The sequence below is a fragment of the uncultured Propionibacterium sp. genome, from assembly GCF_963539965.1.
GTDB lineage: Bacteria > Actinomycetota > Actinomycetes > Propionibacteriales > Propionibacteriaceae > Propionibacterium.
The window spans coordinates 1-11414 of record NZ_CAUTOU010000013.1; the positions used below are offsets into that span (position 1 = coordinate 1).

Below are 11414 nucleotides of genomic sequence, written 5' to 3' on the forward strand. Positions count from 1 at the left end.
CAAGTCCGCCCTCGTCACGGGTCTGTGCCGGGCGGCCGCCCGGCGCGGCATCGACGTCGTGCCGTTCAAGTCGCAGAACATGTCGAACAACTCGATGGTCTGCCCGGACGGCGCCGAGATCGGCCGCGCCCAGTACCTGCAGGCCACCGCCGCCGGTGCCGTTCCCAACGCCGCGATGAACCCGGTGCTGCTCAAGCCCGGCACCGACCGCCGCAGCTTCATCGTCCTCATGGGCTCCCCCGCCGGCGAGCTGGACGCCGGCGAGTACGCCACCGGTCGCCGCCGACTGGCCCAGGCCGCCTTCGAGGCCTACGCCGACCTGGCCGGGCACCACGAGCTGGTCGTCTGCGAGGGCGCCGGCAGCCCCGCCGAGATCAACCTGCGCGCCGGCGACTACGTCAACATGGGCCTGGCGAGGAAGTTCAACCTGCCCACCGTCGTCATCGGCGACATCGACCGCGGCGGCGTGCTGGCCAGCCTGTACGGCACCTGGGCCCTGCTCGACGAGGCCGACCGCGCCCTGCTGCGCGGCTACGTCATCAACAAGTTCCGGGGCGACGCCTCGATCCTGGCCCCCGGTCTCGCCGAGATCAGCGGGCGCACCGGCATGACCGGCTACGGTGTGCTGCCCTGGCTGCCCGGCGTGTGGATCGACGGGGAGGACGCCCTGCAGGTCGACCGCTGGGCCCGCGAGGAGGGCGCCGGTTCGGCGAGCCTGCGCGTGGCGGCCGTCCGGCTGCCGCGCATCTCCAACGCCACCGACATCGACGCCCTGGCCGCCGAGCCCGGCGTCGACGTGCAGGTGACCGATGACCCGCGCGTGGCCGCCCGGGCCGATCTGCTCGTCCTGCCCGGGTCCCGCTCCACCGTCGAGGACCTGGCCTGGCTGACCGAGCGCGGCATCGGGCGGGTCGCGGCCCGCCGCCACGCCGAGGGGCGCCCCGTCCTGGGCATCTGCGGCGGCTACGAGATGCTCGGCGAGCGGCTGGACGACGAGGTCGAGTCCCGTACCGGCACGGTGCCGGGCCTGGGCCTGCTGCCGATGCGCGTGCGCTTCGCCGGCGACAAGACCGTCCGGGTGGCCAGCTACGGCTACAGGGGCATGACCGTCACCGGCTACGAGATCCATCACGGCATCTGCGAGACGAGCGGCGGCGAGCCCTTCCTCGACGGCGTGCGCAGCGCCGGCACCTGGGGCACGATGCTGCACGGCAGCCTGGAGAACGACGACTTCCGCCGCGCCTTCCTGTCGGAGGTGGCCGCCATCGCCGGCTCGGGCTGGACCCCCGACGAGAGCGCCCCCGGCTATGCGCAGCGCCGCGAACGGATGATCAGCACGCTGGCCGATGCGCTGGAGGAGAACCTCGACGTCGACGCCCTGCTCGCGCTGGCCCGGGAGGGCGACCGATGAGCGGGGTCCCCGGGCCGAACCACACCGCGGCCGTTCCCGAGACCGGCGCCGCCGGGGACGCGGCCAGACCGGGCACCGCGCGGCTGCGCCGCAAGGCCCGCCTGATCGTCCACACCGGCGACGGCAAGGGCAAGTCCACCGCCGCCTTCGGCATGGGCCTGCGCAGCTGGGCGCACGGCTGGTCGGTCGGCGTCTTCCAGTTCATCAAGTCCGGCAAGTGGCCCACCGGGGAGCGGCTGGTCTACGAGCGCCTGGGCGCCATCCACGACTCCGAGGGCATCGGCGGCCCCGTCGAGTGGCAGTGCCTCGGCCGGGGCTGGAGCTGGTTGAGGGGCACCGATCCGGCCGACCACGAGGCCATGGCGCGCGCCGGCTGGGAGCACGTGCGCGACCGGATCGCGGCGCAGGCGCACGACATCTACATCCTCGACGAGTTCGCCCACGTGCTGAACAGGGGCTGGGTCGACCCCGACCGGGTCGCGCGCTTCCTGGCCGGACGCCCGGGTGTGCAGCACGTGGTCATCACCGGGCGCCGCTGCCCGCGGCAGATCATCGACGTGGCCGATCTGGTCACCTCGATGGACAAGGTCAAACACCCCTTCGACGAGGGCGAGCGCGGTCAGGCGGGCATCGAATGGTGAGCTCCCCGGATTCCCTGAGGCTCCCCCGCGTCGCCGTCGGCGCGCCGGCCTCGAGCACCGGCAAGACGACTGTGGCGATCGGACTGATGGCGGCCCTGAGCGCGCGCGGCAGCACGGTGGCGGGCTTCAAGGTGGGCCCGGACTACATCGACCCCGGCTATCACGCGCTGGCGTGCGGCCGTCCCGGGCGCAACCTCGACCCCTATCTGTGCGGCGTCGAGCGCATGGTGCCGCTGTTCGAGCACGGCGCGCTGACCCCGGACCCGGCCGACGTGGCGGTCGTCGAGGGCGTCATGGGCATGTTCGACGGGAAGCTGGGCCCCTGGCCGGACGGTACCGAGGACCCGGTGGGCTTCGGCTCCACCGCCCACGTGGCACGCGAGCTGGGCGCCCCGGTGATCGTCGTCATCGACGCCTCGCACGCCTCGCGCACGGCCGCCGCGGTCTGCGCCGGCATGGCCGCATTCGACGAGCGCATCGCGGTGGGCGGCGTCATCCTCAACCGGGTGACGGGCCCGCGCGTGGCCGATGAGATCGAGGCCGGCTGCGCCCGCTTCGGGCTGCCGGTCATCGGCCGCATCCCCACCAGGGAGCAGGTCTCAGTCGGCTCGCGCCACCTGGGCCTCGTCACCGCCGAGGAACAGGGCGCCCAGGCGCAGGCCGTCGTCGACCGGGCCGGGGAGCTGGTGGGCGAGTACGTCGACCTGGACGCCGTACTGGACCTGGCGTCCACCGCCCCAGGGCTGCCGGACGCCCCGTGGGACCCGGCCGCCGAGCTGGCCGGCGTCGGCGACGGCGCGGTCGTCGCCATGGCGGCGGGCCGGGCCTTCACCTTCCGCTACACCGAGACGGCCGAACTGCTCGAAGCGGCCGGCTGCACGGTGGTCCCGTTCGACCCGCTGCGCGACGAGCACCTGCCGCAGGACACCGCCGGGATCTATCTGGGCGGCGGCTTCCCGCAGATCCACGCCACGGCGCTGGCGGCCAACAGCCGGCTGCGGGCCCGGATCAGGGCCGCGATCGGCCGGGGCGTGCCCGTCGTCGCCGAGTGCGCCGGCCTGCTGTACCTGTGCCGCAGCCTCGACGGCCTGGCGATGACCGGGGTCCTCGACCTCGACTCGGCGATGACCCCGCACCTGACGATGGGCTACCACGAGGCGACGGCCGCCGCCGACAGCTTCCTGATGCGCGCCGGCGAGACCGTGCGCGCCCACGAGTTCCACCGCACGAGCACCGAGCCGGTCCCGGGCGTCGGACGGCCGGTCGACGCCTGGGTCGTCGGCGAGCGCCGCGAGGGCGTCATCGCCTCCCCGGCCGGCGACCCGGCCAGCGTGCACGCCGGCTACCAGCACCTGCACTGGGCGGGCTGCCCGCAGCTCGCCCAGCGCTTCGCCGCAGCCGCAGCCGGCTTCCGCGGCCGCCGGATGCCGGTGGGCGACGAGGAGGAGCCCGGCGCCCTGCCGGGGGCGGTCGACCTGAACCACCACGGCGACCAGGACCACGAGCCCGGAACGGTCGACCTGGCCGTCAACGTCCACTCGCGGCCCCCCCCGGCCTGGCTCGTGCAGGAGCTCACCGCCCGCGCGGGGGACTGGGCCCGCTACCCCGACGCCGAACCGGCCCGTCTCGCCGTCGCGGCACGGCACGACGTGAGGCCGGAGCAGGTGCTCATCACGGCCGGCGGCTCGGAGGCGTTCGGCCTCATCGCGACGGCCCTCGCGCCGCGATGGGCCGCCGTCGTGCACCCGCAGTTCACCGAGCCCGAGGCCGCGCTGCGCGCCCGGAACCGCCCCGTGGGGCGCGTCGTCCTGCGGCCCCAGGAGGATTTCACGCTCGACCCGGAGCGCATCCACCCGCGCAGCGACCTGGTCGTGGTCGGCAACCCGACGAACCCGACCAGCGTCCTGCACCCCGCCGCCGTACTGCTCGGCCTGCGCAGGCCCGGACGCGTGGTGGTCGTCGACGAGGCCTTCATGGACGCCGTGCCCGGCGAGACCGCCTCGCTCATCGGCCCCGACATGACCGGCCTGCTCGTCGTGCGCTCGTTGACGAAGACCTGGTCGATCCCCGGCCTTCGGATCGGCTACGTCGTCGGCGACCCCGAGCTGATCGCCCGGCTGGCCCCCTACCAGTGCGCCTGGCCCGTCTCGGCGCCGGCCATCGACGCGGCGCTCGCCACGGCCAGGCCGGAGGCCGTCGAGCTGGCGGCCGGGCAGGCCCGTGCCACGACCGCGAATCGTGAGGTCCTCGTCGCCGGGCTCGCCGGGATCGGTGTGAACACGGTGCCGGCGCCGGCCGGGCCCTTCGTCCTGGCCGATCTGCGCGGCCACGACCCGCGCCGGTTGCGCGCGTGTCTGCGCAGCGCCGGGTTCACGGTGCGCGGCGGGGAGTCCTTCCCGGGGCTGGGGCCGGGCTGGCTGCGACTGGCCGTGCGCGGGCCGGACACGAGCAGGGCCTTCATAGCGGCCCTCAACGACCACCTCGCCGCGAGCCGCGGCGAGGACCACAGCAAGGATCGGATGAATCATGAGTGGTGAATCGCTGAGACGGACCATCGGGAGGATCGGGCCCGTCGACGAGGAGGCCCGCGCGAGGGCCCTGGCCTGGCAGGACGATCTGACCAAGGTACCGGGCTCGCTCGGCGAGCTGGAGGCCCTCGGCGTGCGACTGTGCGCCGTCGCCGGCCAGTGCCCGCCGCCGGTGCCGGCCCCCGGTTTCATCGGCGTCTTCGAGGGCGATCACGGCGTCCAGGCCCAGAGGGTCTCTCCCTGGCCGCAGGAGATCACCTACACGATGGGCGTGAACCTGGCCGGCGGCGGTGCCTCGGTGAGCGTCCTGGCCCGCCATGCCGGCGCCGACTACAAGCTGTACAACGTGGGCGGTCTCAGGGAGTTGCCGGCCGGCGAGCGCATCGTCAACTGCCGCATCGCGGCCGGCACCGCCGATCTGACGCAGGGCCCGGCGATGACGCGTGAGCAGGCCACCCGGGCCCTCGAGATCGGTATCGGGGCGGCCGAGGAGGCCGTCGCCGACGGGGCGAGGGCGCTGGCCCCCGGCGAGCTGGGCATAGGCAATACCACCCCGGCCGCGGCCCTCATCGCCGCCTACACCGGCTCGGACGCCGAGACCGTCACCGGCCGCGGCGCCGGCGCCGACGACGGGATGCTCGCGCGCAAGACGCGGGCCGTCGCGCAGGGCCTGCAGGTCAACGACGTGGCCCACCAGGACGGGCTGGGCATCCTGGCCGGCGTCGGCGGCTTCGAGCACGCCGCCATGGCCGGCTTCATCCTGGGCGGTGCCGCCGCACGGGTCCCGGTCGTCCTGGACGGCGTCATCGCCGTCTCCGCCGCCCTGGCCGCCGTCGCCCTGGCCCCCGACGCGGCGGGCTACCTGTTCGCCGGCCACCTGGGCGCCGAGCCCGGCCTCGCGGTGGCCATCGAGGGGCTCGGCCTGAGCCCGATCATTCAGCTGGGCATGCGCCTGGGCGAGGGTTCCGGCGCCGCGCTGGCCCTGCCCCTACTGGCCGCCTCGGCCAAGATCATGCGCGAGATGTCCCACTTCTCCGACGGCCAGGTCAGTTCGGAGAGGGAGGAATGACCCGTCTGATCATCGACGCGCCCGACGGCGACCCGCGCACAGGCGCCCTCATCGACGCGCTGAAGGCGCTCGGCGCCAGCACCCGGCCCGCACCGGCGCCGGGGCGCCGCACGCTCGTCACCGGCGGAGCCCGCAGCGGCAAATCGAGCTACGCCGAATCGCTGCTCGCCGACGAGGCGGCCGTCGACTACGTGGCCACGAGCGAACGCAACGAGAAGGATCCCGAGTGGACGGCCCGCATCGCCGCCCACGTGGCCCGCCGTCCCGCCGGCTGGCGCACGATCGAGACGACCGACGTGGCCGGCGTGCTGGCCGCCGACGGCCCGGCGGTCCTGGTGGACTGCCTGGGGGTGTGGCTGACCCGCGTCCTCGACGAGACCGGCTTCTGGACCGACCGCGCGGCGGCCGAGCCCGTGGTGCGGGCGCGGGTCGAGGAGCTGGCGGGCGCCCTGGCCGCCAGCCGGCGCACGGTGGTGCTCGTCACCAACGAGGTGGGGGCCGGGATCGTCCCGGCCGACGCGGGCAGCCGCGGCTTCCGCGACTGGCTGGGCGTCCTCAACGCCACCGTCGCCGACGTGTGCGAGCGGGTCGTGCTGTGCGTGGCCGGGCGGGCTCTCGACCTGCCCCCGACGACCACCGGGAAGTCGTGATGGCCTGCGGTCTCATCACTGCGTGGGCGATGTTCACCGTCATTCCCGCGCCGAGGGTGAACGATTTCAGCCGGACGGCCTGCGCACGGGCCATGCGGGTGATCCCGGTCATCGGCCTGTGCCTGGGCGTACTGGCCGGCACCGCGGCCGCTCTCGTCGGGCTGCTCGGCGGCGGCCGGATGCTCGCCATGGCGTGCGGCCTGGCCGTGCTGGCCATGGCCAACGGCTGCTTCCACCTGGACGGCCTGGCGGACACGGCCGACGGCCTGGGTTCGCGCAAGCCCCCCCAGGAGGCCCTGCGCATCATGAAGAAGTCCGACATCGGCCCGATGGGCGTTGCCGCGGTCGTCCTCCTGCTGGCCCTGGAGATCGCCGCGGCGGCCTCGCCCCATCTGTCGGGCTGGCGCGGCGTCTGGGCGCTCGTCACGATGCCGATGGTCGCCCGCACGGCCGCCGTCATGGCCACCCGCCGCGGCGTCCCGTGCGCCCCGACGAGCAGTCTCGGCAGGCTCTTCGCCGACCTGACGACGCCCGCCACGATGATCCTCGACATGGCCTGCGCGCTGGTCGTCTCGGCGGCCAGCGGCTGGCTCGCCTTCGGCGCCCGCACCGGTATCGCGGCCGCCGTCGCCTGCGCGGTCGCATGGGCCGTCGAGACGCTGTGGCAGCGTCATCTGCTGGCCCGCCTGGGCGGCATGACCGGCGACACCTTCGGCTCCCTCATCGAGCTGACCGGGCTGAGTCACCTGCTCGTCCTGGCGGTCGCAGCCTGACCGTCCCGGTCAGGGGCGCCGGAGGGCTCAGGCACCGCCGCGCGTCCTGCGGCGTGCCAGGAGCGAGTCGGCGAGCCGCGACAGGAGCGCCCCCGCGCCCAGGCCGGTGGCCAGGCCGCTCACCCAGCCGCTGGGGATCCGCCCGCCCGTGCGGTCGCGGTCGTTCCTCCGGTGCTCCCGTCCGGCCGCGGCCGGCGAGAGGCCGACGGGACTCCGCGAGGCGCCCCGGCGGGGACGACGCCGCAGCCGGCGAGTGATGATCGGTGTGCGGTGGGCCGTCGCATCGGCGGGCGGGCCGCCCAGGCCCGACATGAGGCTGCCCATGACGGTGTCGAGCGCGTGAGCGGTGTTGCGGCGGGCCGCCGCGTCCGGGTCGGACTCCTCCTCGGTCATGCGACGGGCGTGGTCCTCGTCGGCGGCGTCCCAGTGGCCGGGCACGGTGACGGCGTCGTCGCGATGGCGCAGCAACTGGTCGAAGTCGCTCCAGCGCCGGGCGACCGCCGGCTGGTTGGCGGTCGCGATCCAGCAGGCGACGTACAGGATCAGCCGGGCGAAGAGGTTGAGGAACAGCAGCGCCACGACGAAGGAGGCGCCCCACAGGGCGGCGCTGCGGTTGCGGGCGAACATCGCCGCCAGCGTGCCGGCGCCGGCCTGCAGAACCCAGAGCATGACGGCGGCCATCAGCGAGCCGCGGCGCACCGAGCGCCGGGGCGCCTTGTTGTCGGCGGGCAGAACGGTGAAGAAGGCGTAGAGGAGAATCCAGCCGGAGACCAGTGAGACGGCTGCGGACACCAGCTTGACCAGGCCGTTCGACAGCCCCAGGGCGTCGATGGGCAGCAACCGGACCAGGTCCTCGCCCCAGGTGATGAAGACCGTGTTGGCCACGAAGTCCAGCAGGATCAGCACGATGAAGCCGATCAGCTGGCCCATGTTGATGAGCACCTCGACGAAGAAGAAGTGCTTGTTCTCGTTCATGTCGAACTCGGGACGCCACATGGCGCGGATGGCGCTCTTGACGTTGCCGACCCAGCCGCCGCCGGCCCACAGCGCCACGACGATGGCGACCAGCCCCACGGCCCGCCAGTTGTAGAGGTACTGGTCGACGTAGCTCAAGATGGTGTCGCGCAGCGGGCCCGAGTAGATGCTGCGGGTGATGATCGCCTTCACCTGGGCCAGCCAGGCCGGGCGGATGCGCGTCAGGACGAAGCCCAGGGCACTGAACGCGAACATGAGCACCGGGACGACGGCCAGGACGCTGAAATAGGTGATGCCACCGGCGAACTGGTTGCCGAGGCGGTTGTTGAACCGGTCGTTGGCGCGCCACAGATGGGCGGCGGTCGGGTTGCGCGAGGCCCAGCCCAGGAAGCGGTTGATGCGACTGGCCGGGCCGCGGGCGGGCTCGCGGGCGGGGGCCGGGATGGGAAGATCGTGATAGATCCTGCTCATCGCCCACCGCCGCGAATGCGCCACCGCCCCGCGGGCGGGGCGGTGGCGGGCGTGCGCACCCCGTTCACCGCAGCAGGGACAGGAGCCATGGAACGAGTCTAACGACGGGCGCCACCGCGGGGCCCGTGACGGCGGCCGGGCCCGGGGCGATCAGTTGACGGCGCGACGGCGGCGGGCGAGCTCATCGTCACCGCTGGTCAGATCGGTGCGCTCGGTGGGCAACTCGGTGAGCGAGCCCTCGAGCTCGCGCACGACGCCGTCCAGGGTGATGGCGAACATGCCCTGGCCCCCGCGCAGCAGGTCGAGCACCTCGTACTCGCTGGTGCACTCGTAGACGGAGACGCCGTCGCTCATCAGCGTGATGCCGGTGAGGTTCTCGTCACCGCGGGAGCGCAGATGGTCGATGGCCTTGCGGATCTGCTGCAGCGAGATGCCGGCGTCCAGCAGGTTCTTGACCACGCGCAGCATGAGGATGTCGCGGAACGAGTAGAGGCGCTGAGTGCCCGAGCCGCCGGCGGAGCGGATGGCGGGGGTCACCAGACCGGTGCGGGCCCAGTAGTCGAGCTGGCGGTAGGTGATGCCCGCGGCCGAGCAGGCGACCGGTCCACGGAAGCCCGTGTCCTCGGGGACTGCCGAGAAGTCCCCCTCGAAGAGGGCGTCCTGGGCGGCTGCACTGGACGATGCGGCCTCGGGAGCGGGGTTGGTCACGATGCCTCTTTCGTCGAACGGACGGGCAGCCTCACAGGCGGCGACTGCACATCCGACGGTAAGCGCCGAGTCCGCGTCCGTGCAATCTTCCCGGTTCCGGCGTGTCGCCGCCACGGCGCCCCGCGCCGAACCGCCGGGAGCCGCCCGGCGCCCCTCGATGTCGCGCCGACTAGGGGTCGTCCCTGCCGAAATCATCCGCCTCGACCCCGTCGAGGAAGCTCTTGAACTCCTCGACGACGTCGTTCTCATCCTCGAAAGCCTCAACGGCCAGTTGAGCCATGAGTTCGTCGGGGCACTCGAGCGGGAAGCCCATCGTGTGCGACAGGACGGCGATGTCCGAGAGCCTTCCGGGCACCGATTCGCCGTCGACGACCAGTTCGGCGCTGAAGACGCCGTCGGCCCATCCGGTGATGCGGCCGGTCAGCTCGTGCTCGCCCGTAGCGGCCAGCGCCCGGGCGAAGAGCTCGTAGGTGCGCAGGCTCGCGTCGTCCTGGCTGTCGGGATCGGCCGCCGAGAACAGCGCGGCGGCCACCTGGGCGTCGACCCAGACCAGCAGGAATCTGGCGGTCCAGGCCTGGCCGAGCATGAGCACGGGCTGGTCGCCGGACTCCATCATCTGCACCCCGACGATCGACAGTGTGATCATGGTCAGTGCTCCAGGATCGTTTGGACGAGCGCTGCGTGGGCGTGAACGACGAGGTTGGCGAGCTCGGCGATCGCCTGGCCGTCATCGCCGTTGCGGCGGGACAGCGGCTGGGCGCCCTGTTCGATGAGGCCGACCTCGTGCTCGGCGGCCTGCCTGATGGCCCGCATGTGACGGGTGTCCATGCCGTAGTCCTGCAGGCGGCGAGCCACTACGCAGATCATGAGGGCATCACGTCCATAGTACATGGAATTGCGTCGTGGCAGAACCATCTGCTGGCGCTCCAGTTCGATGAGGGTGGCCTCGGGCAGGCCGGACTCGCGGATGAGTTCGCGACGGGTCAGGCGCACCGTTCTAGGGGCGCGCTGGGCGGGGGCCCCGGCGGGACCGGCCGGGGCGGGAGCGGGTGCGGGGGGAGGCGGGGGGCCCTCGGCCGCGGGGGGCCGCTGGCCGGCGTCCATCATCTCCAGGTGCTCGCGGATGACCTTGAGCGGAAGGTACTGGTCGCGCTGGACGCGCAGGATGTAGCGCAACCGGTCGATATCGGCCAGCGAGTACTTGCGGTAGCCGGAGGGCGCTCGTTCCGGGGAGACGAGCCCCTCCGTCTCAAGGAAGCGGATCTTCGAGATCGTGATGTCCGGGAACTCGGTCTTGAGGGTCTCGACCACACGGCCGATACCGACGAGCTGAGCCGAGGGCATCAGCGAAGTCCGAGCTCACTCACGAAGAAGACCATGCGGAACTTTCCGATCTGCACTTCTTCACCGGGCCGCAGGACGGCCGAACCGTCGACGAGAGTGCGGTTGACATAGGTGCCGTTGAGGCTGCCCAGATCCGTGATCGTCACGCCGTCCTCGCCCATGATGAACTTCGCGTGGTGGCGGGACACTGTGATGTCGTCGAGGAAGACGTCGCAGTCCGGGCTGCGGCCGGCCAGCGTCTCGGGCTGGTCGAGCAGGTAACGGGCGCCGACGTCGGGACCGCGGGTGACGACCAGCAGCGCGTGGCCGGCGGGCAGGGCGTGCACCGCGGCGGTGTCCTCGGCGCTGATCTCGGCATGGGGTGCGTCCTCGTCGATGGCCGCGATGGCCGACGTCGTGTCGGACGCAGTGACCAGACGCTCGCCGCACTGGGCGCAGAAATTACTGTCATCGGCATTCTCGTGGCCGCATTTGGCACAGATCATCATGGTATGACTCCCCCGTCGGACGCTGTGGCTAGGCGCTGCCCCCATGGTAGCGGGCCGGTGATCGCTGATTACCGCCGCGCAAGGCCGGCACGATCCGCCGGTCGGCGCGCGCGATGGCGCCGCTCTTCCCGAAGCGGATCCGCCCGCGGCCGCAACGGGGTCCGGCCGGGAACTGCGCCATCGCCATGTCCTCATCCTCCCGGAGGAGCGTGGAGCCTTCGTGCCCCGCTGCGGAACCGGAAGCGTGCATCGTGCATGGGCCGCACAGCGCCCCGCCCGCCAGTCAGTCAACCATCCGCTGCGGGGACGGTCCACCCCGGACGCGCACCATCTGGACAGTGCACAGGAACCGCACA

Annotated in this window: 11 protein-coding genes; 6 read left to right on the plus strand and 5 right to left on the minus strand. The window is 72.8% G+C overall.

Translation table 11 applies throughout. The features are described 5' to 3' along the window. From R2N01_RS04020 to R2N01_RS04045, 6 genes are all read left to right on the plus strand, one after another. A partial coding sequence (locus tag R2N01_RS04020) for a cobyric acid synthase (RefSeq protein WP_316668706.1) occupies window positions 1–1411 on the plus strand: 1411 nt, incomplete at its 5' end. After that, a complete protein-coding gene (gene cobO, locus R2N01_RS04025; RefSeq protein WP_316668708.1) occupies window positions 1408–2052 on the plus strand; it encodes a cob(I)yrinic acid a,c-diamide adenosyltransferase in 645 nt (214 codons plus the stop codon). The genes R2N01_RS04020 and cobO, both read left to right, overlap by 4 nt. Continuing rightward, the gene (locus R2N01_RS04030) at window positions 2046–4589 is read left to right on the plus strand and encodes a cobyrinate a,c-diamide synthase (RefSeq protein WP_316668710.1); all 2544 of its coding nucleotides are present in this window, start codon (window positions 2046–2048) and stop codon (window positions 4587–4589) included. Before cobO ends, R2N01_RS04030 begins: the two co-directional genes overlap by 7 nt. After that, complete coding sequence (gene cobT / locus R2N01_RS04035) at window positions 4579–5649, plus strand: nicotinate-nucleotide--dimethylbenzimidazole phosphoribosyltransferase (RefSeq protein ID WP_316668712.1); 1071 nt, start codon at window positions 4579–4581, stop codon at window positions 5647–5649. Before R2N01_RS04030 ends, cobT begins: the two co-directional genes overlap by 11 nt. Next, on the plus strand, window positions 5646–6299 hold the full coding sequence (cobU, locus tag R2N01_RS04040) for a bifunctional adenosylcobinamide kinase/adenosylcobinamide-phosphate guanylyltransferase (RefSeq protein WP_316668714.1): 654 nt from the start codon (window positions 5646–5648) through the stop codon (window positions 6297–6299). Before cobT ends, cobU begins: the two co-directional genes overlap by 4 nt. Beyond that, the gene (locus tag R2N01_RS04045) at window positions 6299–7072 is read left to right on the plus strand and encodes an adenosylcobinamide-GDP ribazoletransferase (RefSeq protein ID WP_316668716.1); all 774 of its coding nucleotides are present in this window, start codon (window positions 6299–6301) and stop codon (window positions 7070–7072) included. Before cobU ends, R2N01_RS04045 begins: the two co-directional genes overlap by 1 nt. A gap of 27 nt (window positions 7073–7099) precedes the next feature. Here R2N01_RS04045 and R2N01_RS04050 read toward each other — a convergent pair whose 3' ends face one another. From R2N01_RS04050 to R2N01_RS04070, 5 genes are all read right to left on the minus strand, one after another. Beyond that, window positions 7100–8518: a YhjD/YihY/BrkB family envelope integrity protein gene (locus R2N01_RS04050; protein ID WP_316668718.1), complete on the minus strand. Its 1419-nt coding sequence runs from the start codon at window positions 8516–8518 to the stop codon at window positions 7100–7102. Between the two features lie 150 nt (window positions 8519–8668). Continuing rightward, window positions 8669–9226, minus strand: a complete 558-nt coding sequence (locus R2N01_RS04055; protein ID WP_316668720.1) for a MerR family transcriptional regulator — start codon at window positions 9224–9226, stop codon at window positions 8669–8671. A 169-nt stretch (window positions 9227–9395) separates the two neighbouring features. Next, window positions 9396–9872: a bifunctional nuclease domain-containing protein gene (locus tag R2N01_RS04060; RefSeq protein WP_316668722.1), complete on the minus strand. Its 477-nt coding sequence runs from the start codon at window positions 9870–9872 to the stop codon at window positions 9396–9398. Between the two features lie 2 nt (window positions 9873–9874). Continuing rightward, a complete protein-coding gene (locus R2N01_RS04065) occupies window positions 9875–10570 on the minus strand; it encodes a MerR family transcriptional regulator (RefSeq protein WP_316668724.1) in 696 nt (231 codons plus the stop codon). After that, entirely contained in the window at window positions 10570–11058 is a 489-nt protein-coding gene (locus R2N01_RS04070) for an FHA domain-containing protein (RefSeq protein ID WP_316668726.1), read from the minus strand. The genes R2N01_RS04065 and R2N01_RS04070 overlap by 1 nt, the downstream gene beginning before the upstream one ends. Window positions 11059–11414: the final 356 nt, after the last annotated feature.